At 60.1% G+C, this 20,743-nt stretch carries 19 protein-coding genes; 3 read left to right on the top strand and 16 right to left on the bottom strand.

Annotated features, from left to right (window positions below):
- Positions 1 to 7 precede the first annotated feature (7 nt).
- The gene (gorA, locus tag P7A97_RS13660) at positions 8 to 1,366 is read right to left on the bottom strand and encodes a glutathione-disulfide reductase (protein ID WP_277690503.1); all 1,359 of its coding nucleotides are present in this window, start codon (positions 1,364 to 1,366) and stop codon (positions 8 to 10) included.
- A 67-nt stretch (positions 1,367 to 1,433) separates the two neighbouring features.
- Here gorA and P7A97_RS13655 point away from each other — a divergent pair, with 67 nt between their 5' ends.
- Positions 1,434 to 1,856, top strand: coding sequence for a VOC family protein (locus tag P7A97_RS13655; RefSeq protein ID WP_277690502.1), 423 nt, complete (start codon positions 1,434 to 1,436; stop codon positions 1,854 to 1,856).
- A gap of 44 nt (positions 1,857 to 1,900) precedes the next feature.
- Here the strand turns inward: P7A97_RS13655 and galU are convergent, their stop codons facing one another.
- From galU to ppsA, 10 genes are all read right to left on the bottom strand, one after another.
- Positions 1,901 to 2,740, bottom strand: a complete 840-nt coding sequence (gene galU / locus P7A97_RS13650) for a UTP--glucose-1-phosphate uridylyltransferase GalU (RefSeq protein ID WP_277690501.1) — start codon at positions 2,738 to 2,740, stop codon at positions 1,901 to 1,903.
- A 44-nt stretch (positions 2,741 to 2,784) separates the two neighbouring features.
- On the bottom strand, positions 2,785 to 4,146 hold the full coding sequence (locus P7A97_RS13645; RefSeq protein ID WP_277690500.1) for a UDP-glucose/GDP-mannose dehydrogenase family protein: 1,362 nt from the start codon (positions 4,144 to 4,146) through the stop codon (positions 2,785 to 2,787).
- Between the two features lie 131 nt (positions 4,147 to 4,277).
- Complete coding sequence (locus P7A97_RS13640) at positions 4,278 to 5,237, bottom strand: OmpA family protein (RefSeq protein ID WP_277690499.1); 960 nt, start codon at positions 5,235 to 5,237, stop codon at positions 4,278 to 4,280.
- A 135-nt stretch (positions 5,238 to 5,372) separates the two neighbouring features.
- On the bottom strand, positions 5,373 to 5,963 hold the full coding sequence (sigX, locus tag P7A97_RS13635; RefSeq protein ID WP_277690498.1) for an RNA polymerase sigma factor SigX: 591 nt from the start codon (positions 5,961 to 5,963) through the stop codon (positions 5,373 to 5,375).
- Positions 5,964 to 6,051: 88 nt separating this feature from the next.
- Positions 6,052 to 6,876 carry a mechanosensitive ion channel domain-containing protein gene (locus tag P7A97_RS13630; protein ID WP_277690497.1) on the bottom strand — a complete coding sequence of 275 codons (825 nt, stop codon included), beginning with the start codon at positions 6,874 to 6,876 and terminating at the stop codon, positions 6,052 to 6,054.
- Between the two features lie 2 nt (positions 6,877 to 6,878).
- Positions 6,879 to 7,115, bottom strand: coding sequence for a CrfX protein (locus tag P7A97_RS13625; RefSeq protein ID WP_277690496.1), 237 nt, complete (start codon positions 7,113 to 7,115; stop codon positions 6,879 to 6,881).
- Positions 7,116 to 7,170: 55 nt separating this feature from the next.
- Complete coding sequence (locus P7A97_RS13620) at positions 7,171 to 8,151, bottom strand: zinc transporter ZntB (RefSeq protein WP_277690495.1); 981 nt, start codon at positions 8,149 to 8,151, stop codon at positions 7,171 to 7,173.
- A gap of 15 nt (positions 8,152 to 8,166) precedes the next feature.
- Positions 8,167 to 8,655 (bottom strand): ribonuclease E activity regulator RraA, encoded by a 489-nt coding sequence (gene rraA / locus P7A97_RS13615; RefSeq protein ID WP_277690494.1) that lies wholly within the window; start codon positions 8,653 to 8,655, stop codon positions 8,167 to 8,169.
- A gap of 98 nt (positions 8,656 to 8,753) precedes the next feature.
- On the bottom strand, positions 8,754 to 9,728 hold the full coding sequence (locus P7A97_RS13610) for an alpha/beta fold hydrolase (RefSeq protein ID WP_277690493.1): 975 nt from the start codon (positions 9,726 to 9,728) through the stop codon (positions 8,754 to 8,756).
- Between the two features lie 61 nt (positions 9,729 to 9,789).
- Complete coding sequence (gene ppsA, locus P7A97_RS13605; protein ID WP_277690492.1) at positions 9,790 to 12,162, bottom strand: phosphoenolpyruvate synthase; 2,373 nt, start codon at positions 12,160 to 12,162, stop codon at positions 9,790 to 9,792.
- 139 nt (positions 12,163 to 12,301) lie between these two features.
- Here ppsA and P7A97_RS13600 point away from each other — a divergent pair, with 139 nt between their 5' ends.
- Positions 12,302 to 13,120 carry a pyruvate, water dikinase regulatory protein gene (locus P7A97_RS13600; RefSeq protein ID WP_277690491.1) on the top strand — a complete coding sequence of 273 codons (819 nt, stop codon included), beginning with the start codon at positions 12,302 to 12,304 and terminating at the stop codon, positions 13,118 to 13,120.
- 67 nt (positions 13,121 to 13,187) lie between these two features.
- Here P7A97_RS13600 and prpF read toward each other — a convergent pair whose 3' ends face one another.
- From prpF to P7A97_RS13575, 5 genes are all read right to left on the bottom strand, one after another.
- The gene (gene prpF / locus P7A97_RS13595) at positions 13,188 to 14,369 is read right to left on the bottom strand and encodes a 2-methylaconitate cis-trans isomerase PrpF (protein ID WP_277690490.1); all 1,182 of its coding nucleotides are present in this window, start codon (positions 14,367 to 14,369) and stop codon (positions 13,188 to 13,190) included.
- Positions 14,370 to 14,496: 127 nt separating this feature from the next.
- A complete protein-coding gene (gene acnD / locus P7A97_RS13590) occupies positions 14,497 to 17,106 on the bottom strand; it encodes a Fe/S-dependent 2-methylisocitrate dehydratase AcnD (RefSeq protein ID WP_277690489.1) in 2,610 nt (869 codons plus the stop codon).
- Positions 17,107 to 18,264, bottom strand: coding sequence for a 2-methylcitrate synthase (gene prpC / locus P7A97_RS13585; protein WP_277690488.1), 1,158 nt, complete (start codon positions 18,262 to 18,264; stop codon positions 17,107 to 17,109).
- Positions 18,265 to 18,300: 36 nt separating this feature from the next.
- Entirely contained in the window at positions 18,301 to 19,188 is an 888-nt protein-coding gene (gene prpB / locus P7A97_RS13580; protein ID WP_277690487.1) for a methylisocitrate lyase, read from the bottom strand.
- A complete protein-coding gene (locus P7A97_RS13575; protein ID WP_277690486.1) occupies positions 19,185 to 19,928 on the bottom strand; it encodes a GntR family transcriptional regulator in 744 nt (247 codons plus the stop codon). Before P7A97_RS13575 ends, prpB begins: the two co-directional genes overlap by 4 nt.
- Positions 19,929 to 20,206: 278 nt before the next feature.
- Here P7A97_RS13575 and P7A97_RS13570 point away from each other — a divergent pair, with 278 nt between their 5' ends.
- Positions 20,207 to 20,740 (top strand): ATP-dependent zinc protease, encoded by a 534-nt coding sequence (locus tag P7A97_RS13570; RefSeq protein ID WP_277690516.1) that lies wholly within the window; start codon positions 20,207 to 20,209, stop codon positions 20,738 to 20,740.
- The last annotated feature ends 3 nt before the right edge of the window (positions 20,741 to 20,743 follow it).

Raw genomic sequence — 20,743 nt, 5'->3', positions numbered from 1 at the left:
GATGCCTTCAACGGGTGATTGGGGCGCGCATGGTAACAAACTCCTCTGCGGCCGTCGGATGAATCCCCAGGGTCTCGTCAAATACCTGCTTGGTCGCCCCGGCCTTGATCGCCACGGCCAGCCCCTGAACGATTTCACCTGATTCCGGCCCCACCATGTGACAGCCCAGAACACGGTCACTCTGTGCATCCACCACCAGCTTCATCAGCGTTCGCTCCTGTTGCTCAGTCAGCGTCAGCTTCATCGGCCGGAAACGACTTTCGAACACCTTAACTTGATACCCCTCTGCCCTGGCCTGCTCTTCGCTCAGGCCAACCGTGGCGATGTTGGGCAGGCTGAACACAGCAGTCGGGATGTTCTGGTAATCGACGGGCCGATATTCCTGCGTACGAAACAGCTGACGCGCCACGGCCATACCTTCGGCCAATGCGACGGGGGTGAGCTGCACTCTGCCGATCACGTCGCCGAGGGCGAAAATCGAAGGCTCGCGGGTGCGGTAGTTCTCGTCGACGGCCACGAATCCTTTTTCATCCAGCGTGACGCCGGTATTTTCCAGCCCCAGGTTGTCCAACATCGGCCGCCTGCCGGTGGCATAGAACACACAGTCGGTGGCCAACTGACGGCCGTCTTTCAGCATGGCGAGCAAGCTGCCGTCTGCTTGGCGCTCAATGCGTTCGATATCACTGTTGAACTGCAGATCGAGCCCTTTCTTCTCCAGCTCTTCCTTGAGGTGCTGGCGCACGGCGCCATCGAAGCCGCGCAGGAACAGGTCGCCGCGGTACAGCAGTGAGGTCTGTGCGCCCATGCCGTGGAAGATCGAGGCGAACTCGACCGCGATGTAACCACCGCCTACTACCAGCACACGTTTGGGCAGCTGTTCGAGGAAGAAGACTTCGTTGGACGTCGTCGCCAGCTCCTTGCCGGGAATATCCGGCACCTGCGGCCAGCCGCCGGTAGCGATAAGAATGTGTTTGGCGCTGTGGCGTTGCCCGTTGATCTCCACCTCATGGGGGCCGAGCAACCGGGCGTGGCCCTCCAACAGCGTGACGCCACTGCTCACCAGCAGGTTACGGTAGATGCCATTGAGGCGCTGGATCTCACGATTCTTGTTGGATATCAGCGTCGGCCAGTCGAACTGTGTCGCGCCAAGGCTCCAGCCATAGCTGGCGGCCTGCTCGAAGTCATCGGGGAAGTGTGCGCCATAGACCAGCAGCTTCTTAGGCACGCAGCCGACATTGACGCAGGTGCCGCCCAGATAGCGACTTTCGGCCACCGCTACGCGTGCACCGAAGTTGGCGGCGAATCGGGCCGCACGCACACCGCCGGAACCGGCACCGATTACGAACAGATCGAAGTCATGAGTCATTGGCAATTCTCCTCGCAGACCGTCAGCATACCGGAGACTAGGCTGAGTGCACGAAGGAGGTTTTGCCATGCGCCCTACCCTGACCCATGTGGCTCTGCATGTTCCTGACTTGGAATCCTGCGTGGCGTTCTATCGCGACTTCTGCAACATGAGGGTTATCCACGAACGTGCAGGCAAGGGCGCAAAGATCGTCTGGATGGCCGAGCCAGGCAAGGAACACCAGTTCATCTTTGTCATCATGCCTGGAGGAAAAGATCGGCAATTGGCAGAGGATGACTACAGTCACTTCGGGTTCGCAGTGGAAAGCCGGAAAAAAGTCGACGAGATAGCTGCGCGGGCCGCAGAGGCAGGCTGCTTAATCTGGCCGCCCCGCTCCGAACCCTACCCGGTGGGCTACTACTGCGGCCTGCGCGACCCGGCCGGTAACTACGTAGAATTCAGCTATGGACAGCCGCTGGGGCCGGGATCAGAGGCGATGCCTATTCCCTGAAACAACGAAGCCACCCGCAGGTGGCCTCGCTCGACAGTGCTGACTCAGAAGGCCTTGCCGGTTTTATAGAGGTTCTCAAAACAGAAGTTGGTGGCGTCGATGTAACCCTCTGCGCCACCGCAGTCAAAGCGCTTGCCCTTGAACTTGTAGGCGATAACGCAGCCATCCTGGGCTTGTTTCATCAGCGCATCGGTGATCTGAATTTCGCCACCCTTGCCCGGCTCGGTCTTCTCGATCAGGTCGAAAATATCCGGGGTCAGGATGTAGCGGCCGATGATTGCCAGGTTGGAGGGTGCGTCCTCCGGCTTGGGTTTCTCGACCATGCTGTTGACGCGGAAGATGTCGTCACGAATCATCTCGCCAGCGATCACGCCGTACTTGAAGGTCTCTTCCTTCGGCACTTCCTGAATGGCAACGATGGAGCAGCGGAACTGGTTGTACAGTTTGACCATCTGCTGCAGTACACCATCGCCTTCCAGGTTGAGGCACAGGTCGTCGGCCAGCACCACGGCGAAGGGCTCGTCCCCGATCAACGGACGGCCGCTGAGAATTGCGTGACCGAGGCCCTTCATTTCGACCTGACGGGTATAGGAAAAACTGCACTCATCAATCAGGCGGCGAATGCCGACCAGATACTTTTCCTTGTCCGTGCCCTGAATCTGATGTTCAAGCTCATAGCTGATGTCGAAATGGTCTTCCAGGGCGCGCTTGCCGCGACCAGTCACCATGGCGATTTCTGTGAGGCCAGCTTGCAGGGCTTCCTCAACACCATACTGGATCAGAGGCTTGTTCACGACAGGCAGCATTTCCTTGGGCATGGCTTTGGTAGCGGGAAGGAAGCGCGTGCCGTAGCCGGCGGCTGGGAACAGGCATTTCTTGATCATGGGAATCCTTGCGATTGCACAGCAAAAAGTGCCGCCCAGTCTAATCACGCGGCACTGGCCTTACAATGACCGGCCTGCGGCCGCCCTATCCCACGATAAAGAAAGCCCTGTTCAGCAATTTCTGACGGATCGTAAATATTGCGACCATCGAACAACACCGGCATGCGCATCAACCTGCGCACTCGAGCGAAGTCTGGCTGCCGGAACTGTTTCCATTCGGTCACCAGAACCAGAGCATCAGCGCCTTCAACCATGGCGTAAGGTGACTCATCCAGCCTCAGCTGCCCGCTAGCCAGTTCATCTGCATAACGTTTGGCCACGCCACTGCAGGCAACAGGATCGCAGGCCTGGACTCTGGCTCCGGCCGCCAAGAGCGCATCAAGCAGTACCAGGCTAGGCGCCTCACGCAAATCATCGGTGCCGGGTTTGAAAGACAGCCCCCAAAGGGTGACGACCCGCCCTTGGAAGTGACCGTTGAAATGCTCGCGCAAGTCCTGAAGCAACAGCGTTTTCTGCAGAGCATTGCGTGCTTCTACAGCGCGCAGAATGGCGGGTTCGAAACCTTGTAACTCTGCAGTCCTGATCAGTGCACGAACATCCTTGGGAAAGCAGGATCCGCCATAGCCACAACCGGCATAAATAAAGTGGGTACCTATTCGCCGATCACTGCCAATGCCACGGCGTACATCTTCGATATCGACACCAAGGCGAGCACAGAGCCCTGCCATTTCGTTCATGAACGAAATTTTGGTCGCAAGAAAAGCATTAGCCGCATATTTGGTGAACTCAGCGGCCCGAACACTCATCTGCAAGACGCGCTCATGGTTGCGCAAGAATGGAGCATACAGACGGCGTAGAAGCTCACTGCTGGCGGTATCAGAGCAGCCCAGCACGACTCGGTCAGGACGCATAAAGTCTTCGACGGCACTGCCTTCCTTGAGAAACTCCGGATTGCTTGCAACCCTGATCCGAAACTTCATTCCCCGCTCGCCCAAACGCTGGTTGATGCGTTGCTCAACCCGCTCCGCCGTGCCCACTGGCACTGTGGATTTGTCCACGATCAGGCAGGCAGAAGTCAGGCACTGCCCCAACTGTTCCGCTACTGCCAACACATGACTGAGATCAGCAGAGCCATCCTCTCCAGTGGGCGTTCCCACTGCGATAAAAATGGCCGATGCTCCACGCACCCCTTCGGCCATATCTGCGGTAAAACTCAGCTGACCACTGGCCAGATGGCTTTTGAGCATGGACTCCAATCCAGGCTCATAAATTGGTATCTCCCCCCTGCTCAGGCGAGCGACTCGAAAGGGGTCATGCTCAATACACACGACGTGATTGCCCATTTCCGCGAAGCAGCTTGCGGTGACCAGCCCGACATATCCTGCACCCACCACGCTCAGTCGCATACGATCGACCCTCTGCCATTTAGCGCGATTGCAACGCAGGACGATGGCGGGCTTATGACGTACGCGAGATGCTTTTATGACGAACAATAAAAAACCCGGCCAGAGCCGGGTTTTTTACATCGCTTTCGCCGTTACTTGGCTTGAGCTTCTACGGCAGCTTCAACGCGACGGTTGACTGCGCGGCCGGCTTCAGTGGCGTTGTCAGCAACCGGGCGGGACTCGCCGTAACCCACCGAGTCAACGCGATCGGCACCTACACCGTACTGATTAACCAGCACTTCGCGAACAGCAGTCGCGCGGCGCTCGGACAGCTGCTGGTTGTAGGAGTCAGTGCCCACAGAGTCAGTGTGACCTTCTACGGTAGTAGTGGTCTGTGGGTACTGGTTCATGAAGTCAGCCAGATTTTGGATGTCACTGTAGCTTTCTTCCTTGACCTTGGACTTGTCGAAGTCGAACTTCACATCCAACTCAACGCGGACAGTTTCAACCGGCTCAGGGGTCGGCGGTACTTCTTCCACGATCGGAGCGGGCTCGACTACCGGAGCAGGCTTGGAACCACCGCCGAAGTTGAAACCGATACCAACGCTAGGCGCCCACTCGGTGTCACCCTGGTCGATGTTGTACTGCGCTTCTACGCCAGCACGTGCGTAGAAGTTTTCGGTGAAGTACATCTTGGCACCACCGCCCAGGTTGGCGAAGGTGGAACCATTACGACCGCTAGCACCATTCTGGCCGATGCTCTGATCAGAGAAGCCCGCGGAAATGTACGGACGAATGCTGTCGCCCGGTGCATTGAAGTGATACAGGGCATCCAGAGCAGTGTTGGAGCCTTTGATGTCGCGGCCGTCTTGGGCACGAGCATTGTGTACTTCGTCGTAGCCCAGGCGCAGTTCGACATCATCAGTCAGGAAGTAACCGATGGAGCCACCGAACAGGTTGCCGTCGTTGTCGAACTCGCGCGCGCTGTCGAAATACTGCTTCTTGGCGAAGCCTTCGATTTCAACAGCGCCTTGGCCTTGGGCCAGAGCGTTCAGAGAGGTGCTAGCCACTAGCGAACCAATGACAATGCCCAAGGTGTTTTTCAGTTTCATCCGTAAATCCCCTAAAAAGACGATTGAATTGCCAAGCCGACGGCCGGGAACAATTCGGTAGCGATTGTAACAAATCCACACACTGCTGTGATACGAGGCGATGAGTCGCACTGCAGTGAGAGTGAATAGCTGGAATTAAGTTTCGCTTTCGACAGCGAATTTCTCGCGCAGGCGATCAAGAGCACGCTTGTAACGCATCTTGGTAGCGCTCAGGCCCATGTGCATGATGTCGGCAATCTCCTGGAACTCTAGTTCCGCAACGAAACGTAGAACTAGAATTTCCCGATCAATTGGATTGACGTGTACCAGCCAGCGATCCAGCCCGCCCTTCTCTTCGAGTTTGGGCGCTTTTTCTTCGGACGCTTCCTCAAGCGGATCCAAACTCAACGCGTCCATCAGTCGACGTTTGCGGCGCTCTTTACGGTACTGAGTAATGCATTCGTTATAAGTGATGCTGTAAAGCCACGTCTTAAACTTGGATTTACCTTCAAAGTTCTTCAGACCATAGAGAACTTTGAGCATGACTTCCTGGCAGACGTCATCCGCATCGCGATCATTACCCAGGTAACGTGCGCAGACATTGAAGAGTGTGCGCTGGTAACGCCGCATCAGCTCTTCATAGGCGCGCGTAATATGGAAGAGCTCGACATGAGCACGCTGCACCAGCTCTTCATCAGAAAGCTCGCGTGGGTCATACCGCGAAGAAAGCGATTGGGCCTTGTTCAAAACGACTCGTGCCGGCTGGTCAGGTCAATGGCAGCGCTACACTGCAACGCAGGTAGCGCTGGACGCATACATTAGCAGGATTGGTACTTCAGCGGCTGCTGACGTGCTGCTCGAGCAGGGTTCGATTCGCTATCGAAACCAGTTCGCCTGCCTCGGTGAGCAGGACCGTTTTCACGGTGCCTATCTCCTCGATCTGCCCTTCGACCTCGCCGATTTTTACTTGTTGCCCGACCTCATACAGTTCTCGTACATAGATGCCAGCCAGTATCTGACCGGCGATCTCCCGACTGCCAAGACCCAGTGCCAGTGCCATGGCCAGACCAACGGAAATCAGCACGATGGCGATCACGTTGTTGAGCAGGTCGGTCTTGACCTCAAGCTGACCGATGGCAACCGAGATACTGATGATAATGACCAGGCCTTGGGCAATTCGGCCCAGGCCAGCGGCATACTCCAGGCCCACACCCTCGGCTGCACCTCGTACCAGACTGCTGACCAACTGCGCGAGCAAGACACCGGCGAGCATGATCACGGCTGCGCCGAGCACCTTCGGCAGGTACAGGGCCAGCACGTCGAGGGTAGAAGACACGCGGTCGAGCCCCAGCGACTCGGCTGCGGTGATCAGGAAAATCAGCAGGATGAACCAGTAGACAATTTTGCCAATCAGCACCGATACCGGTACCTGGATACCTACGCGGGAAAGCATCTTGTTGAGGCCGGTGCCAGCCATCAGGCGGTCCAGGCCGACTTTGGCCAGCAGTTTGGATAGCAGGGTGTCCAGCAGTTTGGCGACCACGAAACCGAGCAGTACGACCACCAAGGCGCCGAAGAATCGCGGAATGAATCCGGCGATCGGAGCCCATACCGAGCTCATGGCGTTAACGAGACTTTGAGTCCAGGGATCGAATTCCATATTCAGTCAGCCTTGTTTGCGGGGCGAGTACGGCGGGAAACAGGTGCCAGGTGGGCGGAGCCGTTGTTGAGCGCGATCATCGCGGCTTCCAGGCCGCGACCGAGCAACACGAACAGATCGCCAATGCCGACCTGGCGATTGGCGGTCTTAAGTACACGCCCCAGGGCTGCGTCGTCATCGTGTTCCGCTGATGACGACTTGAGCAAATCGCGCAGGGACTCTTCAAAGGGATCGTACATGCACACCTCGCACGAATTTGTTGCCTAGACGCAGCCATATCGCCACGGGTCACACTCACAGCCAGCGCAGGCGGCGGAAAAGCCAGAGTTGGAATACGATCAACGCGGCGATCAAACCACATGTCAGCAAAAAACCATGCTCGTTCTCACTGCCGGGAATGCCGCCCACATTGATACCTAGCAGGCCGGTAAGAAAGCTCATTGGCAGAAACAACCCGGTGATGATGCCCAGCAGGTACATGGTGCGGTTCATCTTATCGCTCATGCGCCGGTCTTCGGATTCCAGCACCAGGCCTACCCGTTCGCGGACCATTTCCAACTCTTCGAGATAGCGTGTGAGTCGGTTGTTCAGCTCGTTCCACTGATCCACGTCGCCAAAACCGTTTCGAGCGAGTTGGGCGAAGAGCTCGCGCTGCGGTGCCAGAAAGCGTCGCAGCCCTGCGGAGCGCCGGCGCAAGTGCAGGATGGAGTCATGGTCCGGCACATAGCGTTCGTCGACATCCAGGCGTTCTTCTTCGGCATCCAGCTCATCCGCCAGTTCGTCGAGCACCCCCTCGACCCGCGCGGTGAGCTGGTAGGCAAGCTCTAGCACCAAGTCCGCAGCGTTGCATGGCCCTTCTCCGCGCTGAAACTGCGCGATCAACTCTTCAGTGGCTCGCAATGGCCGCAAGCGAAGGGATATCACTCGGCGCGCCTGCGCGTGGATGCGCATCGACACCATGTCCTCGGGCTCTGCACCGGGATTGAGGTTGATGCCGCGCAGAAACAGCAGCAGACGATTGTCGGGCAAGTTCAGCAGACGGGGACGGGTGTTTTCCTCGAGCAGCAGATCACAGGCAAACTCGCCGAGATCGCTGTGCTCGCGCAGCCAACTGGCGGTCTGCGGATGGCTGCGATCCCAGTGCAGCCAGAGACTTTCCGCCTCTTCAAAACGCAAATCCGCCAGCTGATCGTAGGCGACATGGCGTGCGCCGCCCCGGCCGTCCAGCACTAGCGCCTGGACCAGACCCGAGTGTGCTTGCATCTGCTCGCTCATAGAGGTGGTGCGGCCTTACTCTGGCATCTTCAGCGGTTCGGGCGAGACGATGATGCCGTTGTTGTCGGCATACACATAGTGACCCGGCTTGAAGGTTACTCCGCCGAAGGTGACAGCCACATTGAGATCGCCGAGGCCGCGTTTGTCGGTTTTCATGGGGTGGCTGGCCAGCGCTTGCACGCCCAGTTCGGTTTGTGCCAGTACGTCCACGTCACGCACGCAGCCGTAGATCACCATGCCTTCCCAGCCGTTCTTGGCGGCCTTCTCGGCAATCATGTCACCGAGCAGCGCACGCCGCAGCGAGCCGCCGCCGTCCACCACCAGCACCTTGCCCTGCCCCGGCTGGTCGGCCTGGGATTTGACCAGCGAGTTGTCCTCGAAGCATTTGACGGTGACGATCTCGCCACCGAAGGAGTCGCGGCCGCCAAAATTGGCGAACATTGGCTCAACGACTTGAACCAGATCCGGATAGGCATCGCACAGGTCGGGGGTGACGTAATGCATGGCAAAACTCCTTTGGTGGGAAACGTGAAAAATCGTGTCGCTCAGCATGGCGGCGCTAACGGCAGCCCGCAAGCGGGCTAGAGCTCTTCGCCTGGGTTTCAGTCGCCTTTAGCCAGGACTTCTGGTGGCAGCTCCAGGTTCCGCAGCCAGTATTCCGCCAGCGGCCAGACCTCGGCTTGCGCCTCCTTGCTGACCAGCATCTCGATGTGACCGAAGTCGCTGCTGAAGCCTTTGGCACGCCCGAGCTCTAGAAAGCGGCGTGGTTCGGCATGGAACTGCTCGTAGAGCTTACGGCAGGCCCAGGTAGGATCCTGTAGGTCGCCCGCCGCCGCAACGGCCAGCAAGGGAACGCGGCTTTCCGCCAATCCTGCCCACCAGTCCCGGTCAGCATCGCCGAAGCGCCCGAACAGGCGGTGCCAGCGCAGACTTTCCAGGGCCAGGCCGATGGGCTCGTCCTCGGGGCCTCGCTTGAAGCGCGAGCCGGACACATGGTGGAAACCTTTGAGCAACAGACGGCTACCCCACTCTACCGGCGGCACCTTGAGCGGCCAGTAGATGCGGCTGATCTGGCTACCGAACAGCGCTGTCGACGCGGCGCTGTGTTCGTCCAGATAGCCGCCACCCAGCGCCGCCGCCAGGGTGATGCCGCCCAGCGAGTGGCCAATCCAGTGCGGAGTCTGCGCGCTCTGCTCGCGAACGAACGCCGCAATGGCGGGCAGATCGTAGCGCGCGTAATCGGCCACCGTGTTGTGCTTGTACGTCTGATTGCGGGGCGATAGACCATGCCCGCGCATTTCGGCGATCCACACATCGAAGCCGGCACGGGCCAGGTAGGCCCCCAGACCAATGCCGCGAGGCGAATACCAGAAGCGTCGATTGGAAAAGCTGCCATGCAGCAAGATGACGGGGGCGCCACGGCTCTCCTGGCTCGCCAGCCCCAGGCGGGTCAGTGCCAGCTCCACGGATGGGTCAGGGCTGTTGCCCGGCTTGAGCCTATAGACATCTTCGCTCAGGTCGCCACGCAACTCGGCAGCCACCAGGGCAACGGGAAACAGATCGCTACTGCTTTGCATCTTCGATCACGCACAAAAAAGGGCGGGTTGAACCCCGCCCTTGTTACTGACGGGCTTGCGCTCAGGCCTGCTGGCCTTCGGCCAGGAAGAACCAGGTTTCCAAGACCGAGTCCGGGTTCAGGGAGACGCTTTCGATACCCTGCTCCATTAGCCATTTGGCCAGATCTGGATGGTCGGACGGCCCCTGACCACAGATGCCGATGTACTTGCCCGCCTTGTTGCAGGCGGCAATCGCATTGGCCAGCAGCTTTTTCACGGCCGGATTCCGCTCATCGAACAGGTGCGCGATGATGCCGGAGTCGCGGTCCAGGCCCAGGGTCAGCTGAGTCAGGTCGTTGGAGCCAATGGAGAAGCCGTCGAAGAACTCGAGGAATTCATCTGCGAGCAGTGCGTTGGAGGGTAGCTCACACATCATGATGACTTTCAGGCCGTTCTCGCCGCGGGCCAAGCCGTTGGCCGCCAGCAGGTCCACAACCTGGCTGGCCTCGCCGAGAGTACGTACGAACGGCACCATGATCTCGACGTTGGTCAGACCCATCTCGTTGCGTACTTTCTTCAGTGCACGGCATTCCAGCTCGAAGCAGTCGCGGAATGATTCGCTGATGTAGCGCGAGGCGCCACGGAAGCCGAGCATCGGGTTCTCTTCTTCCGGCTCGTACAACTTGCCACCGATCAGGTTGGCGTATTCGTTGGACTTGAAGTCCGACAGGCGCACGATGACCTTCTTCGGCCAGAAAGCCGCGGCCAGGGTACTGATGCCCTCAACCAGCTTTTCGACATAGAAGCCAACGGGGTCGTTGTAACCGGCGATGCGCTTGTCAACGCTGTCCTTGATCTCGGCCGGCAGGGCCGCGTGATTCAGCAGCGCCTTCGGGTGCACACCGATCATACGGTTGATGATGAACTCCAGGCGGGCCAGACCCACGCCCTCGTTGGGCAGCTGGGCGAAGTCGAAGGCGCGATCCGGGTTGCCGACGTTCATCATGATCTTGAACGGCAACTCGGGCATGGCATCGACCGAGTTCTTGCGAATATCAAAGCCCAGCTCGCCTTCGAAGATGAAGCCGGTATCGCCTTCGGCGCAGGACACGGTCACGCCCTGGCCATCCTGCAGCACCTGGGTAGCATTGCCACACCCAACAACGGCCGGGATGCCCAGTTCACGAGCGATGATCGCCGCGTGGCAGGTACGACCGCCACGGTTGGTGACGATCGCGCTGGCGCGCTTCATCACTGGCTCCCAGTCCGGATCGGTCATGTCGGAGACCAGCACGTCGCCCGGTTGTACCTTGTCCATCTCGGAGACGTCGTGGATCACCCGAACCTTGCCGGCGCCGATGCGCTGACCGATGGCACGACCTTCTACCAGTACGGTGCCTTTTTCTTTCAGCAGGTAGCGCTCCATCACGGTAGCGCTAGCGCGGCTTTTCACCGTTTCCGGGCGGGCCTGGACGATGTACAGCTTGCCGTCGTCGCCATCTTTGGCCCACTCGATGTCCATCGGGCGGCCGTAGTGTTTCTCGATGATCATGGCCTGTTTGGCCAGTTCGCTGACTTCGGCGTCGGTCAGGCAGAAGCGCGCGCGGTCAGCGCGGTCCACTTCCACGGTTTTCACCGACTTGCCGGCCTTGGCCTCGTCGCCATAGACCATTTTGATCGCCTTGCTCCCCAGGTTGCGGCGCAGAATCGCCGGGCGCCCAGCCTGCAAGGTGGATTTGTGAACGTAGAACTCGTCAGGGTTGACGGCGCCTTGCACCACGGTTTCACCGAGACCGTAGGCGCCGGTGATGAATACCACGTCGCGGAAGCCGGATTCGGTGTCCAGGGTGAACATCACGCCGGCGGTGCCGGTTTCCGAGCGCACCATGCGCTGCACGCCGGCAGACAGGGCGACCAGCTTGTGATCGAAGCCTTGGTGCACGCGGTAGGAAATGGCGCGATCGTTGAACAAGGAGGCGAACACTTCCTTGGCGGCGCGAATCACGTTATCCACGCCACGGATGTTCAGGAAAGTTTCCTGCTGGCCGGCAAAAGAGGCATCAGGCAGGTCTTCTGCAGTGGCCGAAGAACGCACGGCGACAGCCATGTTGTCGTTACCACCGGCCATGAGAGCAAAGGCCTCGCGGATTTCGCGATCCAGGCGCTCGGGGAATTCGGCCTCCATGACCCACTGACGGATTTGCGCGCCGGTTTTGGCCAGGGCATTGACGTCATCCACGTCCAGCGTATCGAGAGCGGCATGGATGCGGTCATTCAGGCCGCTCTGCTCAAGAAAGTCACGGTAGGCCTGGGCGGTAGTGGCGAAACCACCGGGAACCGAGACGCCAGCACCTGCCAGGTTGCTGATCATTTCGCCCAGGGATGCGTTTTTGCCCCCTACATGCTCCACATCGTGGACGCCGAGCTTATCGAGGGAAACTACGTACTCAACCAAGGTGAACTCTCCACTGTACTTGGCCCGACCAGCCTGGCCTTGCCGCAAGGAAATAAGTCACAATGCCAGCCAGTACGGGCCCGGCAAAGGGGTCCTATGATAGCCAAGAATCGCTCCTGACTTAAGGCCTTTGGCGCAAATGAAACGAACCGCTTTCTTTATTTCTGATGGCACTGGTATTACGGCCGAAACCCTGGGCCAGAGCCTGCTGGCCCAGTTCGAAAACATCAGCTTCACCAAGCTCACACGCCCCTATATAGACAGCGTGGACAAGGCGCGCGCCATGGTACAGCAAATCAATAATGCGGCCGAGAAGGACGGCGCACGGCCGATTATCTTCGATACCGTGGTCAATCATGAGATTCGCGACATTCTGGGTCAGTCCGAAGGCTTCATGATCGACATTTTCTCGACCTTCCTGGCGCCATTGGAAGCCGAACTGAACGAGCACTCCTCTTACTCGGTAGGCAAATCGCATTCCATCGCCAGCAGCAGTAATTACATGGAGCGCATTGAGGCCGTCAACTTTGCCCTGGATAACGATGACGGTGCCCGTACCCACTATTACGACAAGGCTGACCTGATCCTGGTTGGGGTCTCGCGCTGCGGCAAGACGCCAACCTGTCTGTACATGGCCATGCAATACGGCATTCGCGCAGCCAACTACCCGCTGACCGAAGAAGACATGGAACGCCTGCAGTTGCCGAATGCACTCAAACCCTACAAACACAAACTGTTCGGTTTGACCATCGATCCTGACCGCCTCACCGCTATCCGGCATGAGCGCAAACCCAATAGTCGCTATGCCAGCTTTGCCCAGTGCGAGTTCGAGGTGCGTGAGGTGGAAAACCTGTTCCGCCGCGAGAACATGCCCTTCATCAATTCCACGCATTTCTCCGTCGAAGAGATCTCCGCCAAGATTCTGGTGGAAAAAGGTGTCGAGCGCCGCCTGAAGTAAGTGTTGTAATCCATTGAGTCAACGAGAAAAGGCTCGCCAAGTTCGAGCCTTTTCTAGCTTTTGAGATTCAGAATGAGTCGCCTGGCACGCGCACCCAACCTTCCATCAGTATCCGCGCCGAGCGCGACATGATCGCCTTGGTTACCGTCCACTCGCCATCGACCAGCTGAGCCTGGGCCCCTACTCGCAAGGTGCCGGATGGGTGGCCGAAACGCACTGCCTCACGCTCGCCGCCGCCAGCAGCCAGATTGACCAGGGTGCCGGGAATGGCCGCCGCCGTGCCGATAGCCACTGCACAGGTGCCCATCATCGCGTGGTGCAGCTTGCCCATGGACAGCGCGCGCACCAGCAGGTCGACGTCACCCGCACTCACTTCCCTCCCGCTGGAGGCCTGGTAGCTCTTGGGCGGGGACACGAAGGCGATCTTTGGCGTGTGCTGGCGGGTTGTTGCTTCCTCCGCCGTTTTGATGAGGCCCATGCGCAGTGCGCCGGCCACGCGAATCTGCTCGAAGCGCGCCAGCTGCGCCGGATCGCCATTGATGGCTTCGCGCAGCTCGGTGCCCTGGTAGCCGATGTCCTCGGCGTTGACGAACACGGTAGGGATGCCGGCGCTGATCATGGTCGCCTTGAAGGTGCCGACGCCCGGTACGTCCAGGTCATCGACCAGATTGCCCGTAGGGAACATCGAACCCTCGCCATCATCGGACGGATCGATGAACTCCAGCACGATCTCGGCGGCCGGGAAGGTCACCCCGTCCAGCTCGAAATCACCGGTTTCCTGCACCTGACCATTGCTCACCGGCACATGGGCGATGATGGTTTTCTGGATGTTGGCCTGCCAGATACGCACCACGCACACACCGTTCTCGGGGATCCGCGCAGGATCGACCAGGCCGGCATGGATGGCGAAAGCGCCAGCGGCGGTGGACAGGTTGCCGCAGTTGCCGCTCCAGTCGACGAAAGCCTTGTCGATGGAAACCTGGCCGTAGAGGTAGTCGACATCGTGATCGGGCTGGCTGCTCTTGGACAGGATTACGCACTTGGAGGTCGACGAGGTGGCACCGCCCATACCGTCGATATGCGCCGAGTACGGGTCGGGGCTACCGATCACGCGCATGAACAGCTGGTCGCGGGCCGCGCCCGGTATCTGACAGCTCTGCGGCAGGTCCTGCAGGCGGAAGAACACGCCCTTGCTGGTACCGCCCCGTATATAGGTGGCGGGAACTTTGATCTGAGGTTGATGAGCCATGGTTGCGTCCTGGCTGAATGATGGAAGTAGCCCGGATGAAATCCGGAGAATCTGAGGTGCCGCCCGGGCTACAGCCGGTAGAGAGAGTGGCTGCCCCTCTCCCACCGGGTGAGGGGCAGCCCTGGCCTCAGGCGACTTCGCCCTTGAGGAAGTCCTTGGCAAAGCGCTGCAGCACGCCGCCGGCCTTGTACACACTGACATCGGCAGCGGTGTCCAGACGGCAGGTCACCGGCACTTCGACCACTTCACCATTGCGGCGATTGACCACCAGGGTCAGGTCGCAGCGCGGCGACACGTCGCCCTTGATGTCGTAGGTCTCGGTACCGTCGAGGCCGAGGGTCAAACGGGTGGTGCCCGGCTTGAACTCGACCGGCAGCACGCCCATGCCGACCAGGTTGGTGCGGTGGATGCGCTCGAAGCCTTCGGCCACGATCACTTCCACACCGGCCAGACGCACGCCCTTGGCTGCCCAGTCGCGCGAAGATCCCTGGCCGTAGTCGGCACCGGCAATGATGATCAGGTTCTGCTTGCGGTTCATGTAGGTCTCGATGGCTTCCCACATGCGCATGACCTTGCCTTCCGGCTCGACGCGGGCCAGCGAGCCCTTCTTCACCTGTCCGTCGACCACCGCCATCTCGTTGACCAGCTGCGGGTTGGCGAAGGTCGCACGTTGCGCGGTCAGGTGGTCGCCGCGGTGGGTGGCGTAGGAGTTGAAGTCCTCCTCCGGCAGGCCCATCTTGTGCAGGTACTCGCCGGCGGCCGAGTCCATCAGGATGGCGTTGGACGGCGACAGGTGGTCGGTGGTGATGTTGTCCGGCAGGATCGCCAGCGGCAGCATGCCTTTCAGCGTGCGCTCACCGGCCAGGGCGCCTTCCCAGTACGGCGGACGACGGATGTAGGTGGACATCGGGCGCCAGTCGTACAGCGGGCTTTCCGCTTCCTGCACGCTACCCAGATCGAACATCGGGATGTAGATCTGCTTGAACTGCTCCGGCTTGACGCTGGACGCGACGATTTCGTCGATCTCCTCGTCGCTCGGCCAAAGGTCTTTCAGGGTGATGGGGTTACCGGCCTTGTCGGTGCCCAGCACGTCCTGTTCGATATCGAAGCGCACGGTACCGGCGATGGCGTAGGCCACCACCAGCGGTGGCGATGCCAGGAAGGCCTGCTTGGCGTAGGGGTGGATGCGACCGTCGAAGTTGCGGTTGCCGGAGAGCACGGCGGTGGCGTACAGGTCGCGGTCGATGATTTCCTGCTGGATCACCGGATCCAGCGCACCGGACATGCCGTTACAGGTGGTGCAGGCATAGGCGACGATGCCGAAGCCGAGCTTCTCCAGTTCCGGCAGCAGGCCGGCTTCTTCCAGATACAACTTGGCCACCTTGGAGCCCGGGGCGAAGGACGTCTTGACCCAGGGCTTGCGTACCAGGCCCAGCTCGTTGGCCTTCTTCGCCAGAAGGCCGGCGGCGACCACGTTGCGCGGGTTGGAGGTGTTGGTGCAGCTGGTGATGGCGGCGATGATCACCGCGCCGTCCGGCAGCAGGCCCTGGGCCTCCTCGGCCTTGGCCGCGGCCAGCTTGGCCTCGTCGGCGATGCCGCGCTCCTGCAGAGCGGAAGTCGGCAGACGCTTGTGCGGGTTGGACGGGCCGGCCAGGTTGCGCACCACGCTGCTCAGATCAAAGCTAAGCACGCGCTCGTACTCGGCGGTCTGCAGCGCATCGCTCCACAGCCCCAAGGTCTTGGCGTAGTTTTCGACCAGAGCCACCTGCTCCGGCTCGCGGCCGGTCAGCTTGAGGTAGTCGATGGTCTGCCCGTCGATGTAGAACATCGCGGCGGTGGCGCCATATTCCGGGCACATGTTGGAGATGGTCGCGCGGTCGCCGATCGACAGGCTGTCCGCCCCCTCGCCGAAGAACTCGACATAGGCGCCGACCACACGCTCCTTGCGCAGGAACTCGGTGATGGCCAGGACGATGTCGGTGGCGGTGATGCCGGGCTTGCGCTTGCCTGTCAGCTCGACGCCGACGATGTCGGGCAGGCGCATCATCGACGGATGGCCAAGCATTACGGTTTCGGCTTCCAGGCCGCCTACGCCGATGGCGATCACGCCCAGGGCGTCGACGTGGGGGGTGTGCGAGTCGGTGCCGACGCAGGTATCGGGAAAGGCCACGCCGCCGCGCGCCTGGATCACCGGGCTCATTTTTTCCAGGTTGATCTGGTGCATGATGCCGTTGCCAGCCGGAATCACATCGACGTTCTTGAACGCCGTCTTGGTCCACTCGATGAAGTGAAAGCGGTCCTCGTTGCGGCGATCCTCGATAGCGCGGTTCTTCTCGAAGGCGTCCGGATCGAAGCCCGGGGCCTCCACGGCCAGCGAGTGGTCGACGATCAGCTGGGTCGGCACCACCGGATTGACCTTGGACGGGTCGCCACCCTGTTCGGCGATGGCGTCACGCAGGCCAGCCAGATCGACCAGCGCGGTCTGGCCGAGAATGTCATGACAGACCACGCGCGCCGGGTACCAGGGAAAGTCCAGATCGCGCTTGCGGTGGATCAGCTGCTCCAGTGCGGGTATCAGCAATTCCGGTTCACAACGACGCACCAGTTGCTCGGCCAGCACGCGGCTGGTGTAGGGCAGTTTGGCCCAGGCGCCGGCCTGGATCGCCTCCACCGCCGCAGGGGCGTTGAAATAATCCAGGTCTGTGCCAGCCAGGCGTTCACGGTAGAGCTTGTTCATTTATTTGCGGTCCTTGAGTTCGACGAACTTCAGGTCTTCCGGGCCGGTGTAGTTGGCGCTCGGGCGAATGATCTTGCCGTCGATGCGCTGCTCGATGACATGGGCGGACCAGCCTGCGGTGCGCGCGATGACGAATAGCGGAGTGAACATGGCGGTGGGCACACCCATCATGTGGTAGCTGACGGCGCTGAACCAGTCGAGGTTGGGGAACATCTTCTTGATGTCCCACATGATGGTTTCCAGGCGCTCGGCGATGTCGTACATCTTGGTGTTGGACTGCTCGACGGACAGCTGTTGAGCGACTTCCTTGATCACCTTGTTGCGCGGGTCGGCGATGGTGTAGACCGGGTGGCCGAAGCCGATGATCACTTCCTTCTTCTCGACGCGGGCGCGGATGTCGGCCTCGGCCTCGTCCGGGTTGTCGTAGCGCTTCTGGATCTCGAAGGCCACTTCGTTGGCACCGCCATGCTTCGGGCCGCGCAGCGCGCCGATGGCGCCGGTGATGCAGGAGTACATGTCGGAGCCGGTGCCCGCGATCACGCGCGAGGTGAAGGTCGAGGCGTTGAACTCGTGCTCGGCGTACAGGTTGAGCGAGGTGTGCATGGCGCGCACCCAGGATGCGCGGGGCTTTTCGCCATGCAGCAAGTGCAGGAAGTGACCGCCGATGGAGTCGTCGTCGGTTTCCACGTCGATGCGCTTGCCGTTGTGGCTGAAGTGGTACCAGTACAGCAGTGCGGAACCCAGGGAAGCCATCAGCTTGTCGGCGATGTCGCGGGCGCCCGGATGGTTGTGGTCTTCCTTCTCAGGCGACAGGCAGCCGAGCACGGAAGTGGCGGTGCGCATCACGTCCATCGGGTGAGCGGAAGGCGGCAGCTGCTCCAGCGCGACCTTGACCCCAGCCGGCAGACCGCGCAGGGCCTTGAGTTTGGCCTTGTAGGCAGCCAGTTCAGCAACATTCGGCAGCTTGCCGTGCACCAGCAGGTGGGCAATTTCCTCGAATTCGCAGCGGTTGGCGAAGTCGAGCACGTCATAGCCGCGGTAATGCAGGTCGTTGCCAGTGCGGCCGACGGTGCACAGGGCGGTGTTGCCGGCGGCCGTGCCGGACAAGGCTACGGATTTCTTGGGTTTGAAGCCGGTGGTGGTCTCAGGCGTGCTCATCGGAGTCTCCTCAATCTTGTTCTTTTTAAGGCTCGATTACTTTTTATTCGCGGCGAACAGAGCGTCGAGCTTTTGCTCGAAGGCGTGGTAGCCGATGCGGTCATACAGCTCCATGCGGGTCTGCATGATGTCGATAACATCTTTCTGGTGACCGTTCTGGCGGATAGATGTGTAGACGGCTTCGGCAGCCTTGTTGGCGGCGCGGAAGGCGGACAGCGGGTAGAGCTGGATGGCCACGCCGACCGAGGCCAGTTCGTCGCGCGTGAACAGCGGAGTGGCGCCGAACTCGGTGATATTCGCCAGGATCGGTACATTCAGCTCTTTCACAAAGCGCTCGTAGGTCGGCAGGTCGTAGGCAGCCTCGGCGAAGATCGCATCGGCACCGGCCTCGACGTAGCGCAGGCAGCGCTCGATGGCGGCATCCACGCCCTCGGCCTGGATCGCGTCAGTGCGGGCGATCAGGAAGAAGTTGGGGTCGGTTTTGGCATCGGCAGCGGCCTTGACGCGGTCGGCCATCTCCTCGGTGGAGACGATTTCCTTGCCTGGGCGGTGACCGCAGCGCTTGGCGCCAACCTGGTCCTCGATGTGGGCGGCGGCGGCGCCGGCCTTGATCAGGTTCTTTACCGTGCGCTCGATATTGAAGGCGCTGGGGCCGAAGCCGGTGTCGATGTCGACCAGCAACGGCAGGTCGCAGACATCGGTGATGCGGCGCACGTCGGTGAGCACGTCATCGAGCGTGTTGATACCCAGGTCCGGCAGTCCCAGGGAACCGGCTGCCACCCCGCCACCGGATAGATAGATGGCCTTGAAGCCGGCGCGTTTGGCCAGCAACGCATGGTTGGCGTTGATCGCACCGATCACCTGCAGCGGATGTTCGCTGGCGATGGCTTCGCGGAAACGCTGGCCGGGAGTGGCTTGGGTCATGACTCACCTCGGGATTTCGATGGTTTAGGAGCGGCGCCCTGCCCGGTCTGTTGCGCGGCCAGGTAGTGGCGTTCGATATTGCGTTTGGAGGCGGCGATATGCCGGCGCATCAGCAGTTCGGCTAACTCGCCGTCACGCTCGGTAATGGCATCGAGAATGCGATGATGCTCGGCAAAGGCCTGATGCGGTCTGTTGGGGGTCGCGGAAAACTGCAGGCGATACATCCGCACCAGCTGGTACAGCTCGCCACACAGCATGCGCGCCAGGGTCTGATTGCCACTGCCCTGGATAATGCGGTAGTGAAAGTCGAAGTCGCCTTCCTGCTGGTAGTAACCGACGCCGGCTTTGAAGGCGGCGTCCTGCTCATGCAGGTCAAGCACGCGGCGCAGCTCTCCAATTTCAGCGTGACTCATGCGCTCGGCGGCTAAGCGGCAGGCCATACCTTCCAGTGACTCACGTATTTCATAGAGCTCGATGAGCTCGGCATGGCTCAGTGACACGACCCGCGCACCGACATGGGGTACGCGCACCAGCAACTTCTGACCTTCCAGGCGGTGAATAGCCTCGCGCAGCGGGCCGCGACTGATGCCATAGGTACGTGCCAGCTCAGGCTCGGAGATCTTGCTGCCGGGAGCAATATCTCCCCGCACGATAGCCGCCTGGATGCTGCGGAACACATGTTCGGAAAGGGTTTCCGTATCGTCCGGGGTGATTTTGTCGATTTCGAGGTGCTCAGGCATATTGTCGACACGCAAGCCATTTGATGGCGAAAAAATACGCAGATCAGCCATTCTGGTCAACCAAAAGATTCGTACTGTTGACAATATGCCGAGGACTAGCCGAGCGCACAACCGCTTAAACAACCTGCAGAAACGCTCTTAAGCCGCTGTTAAGCCAGAAAAAGCCCATGCTAGAATGCCGCCCGCTTCTACCGGCCAATCATTGCGCCGAGCCTGCTAGACTCCATCTGCCGGCTGTTTGCCCGCTGCCGCCCGACGACGCGACCGTACAAGGATTTATGCGACTCAAGCCCTCCGTCCTCCTATTCAGCTGCAGCCTTCTTCCCGGCCTAAGTTTTGCCGACAAGACTGTCTATGGCCTGAATGAATATGTCCGGCTGGACGACCTCAATCTTGAAGTGGCTGCCAAGCTCGATACCGGCGCCAAGACCGCCTCGCTGAGTGCTCGAGATATCAAGCGTTTCAAGCGCGATGGCGAGACGTGGGTACGCTTTTACCTGGCGATCGATGATGCTCACGAGAAACCTATTGAGCGACCACTGGCTCGAATCAGCAAAATCAAGCGTCGTGCTGGCGACTATGATGCGGAAAGCGGAAAGAGTTACACCGCCCGCCCGGTGATTGAATTATCTGTATGCATGGGCCAAACCCATCACACTATAGAGGTCAACCTGACCGACCGCAGTGCGTTCCAGTACCCGCTGCTGATCGGCTCCGAGGCGCTCAAACGCCTGGATGCAGTGGTCGACCCCAGCCTCAAATACGCTGCCGGCAAACCCGGCTGCTCCTCTGACGCAAACTCTGCCGAGTAACTC

Source organism: Pseudomonas sp. GOM6 (assembly GCF_029537485.1).
Taxonomy (GTDB): domain Bacteria; phylum Pseudomonadota; class Gammaproteobacteria; order Pseudomonadales; family Pseudomonadaceae; genus Aquipseudomonas.
Note: the sequence above shows the minus strand (reverse complement) of the source record. Positions and strands in the feature narration are given on the sequence as shown.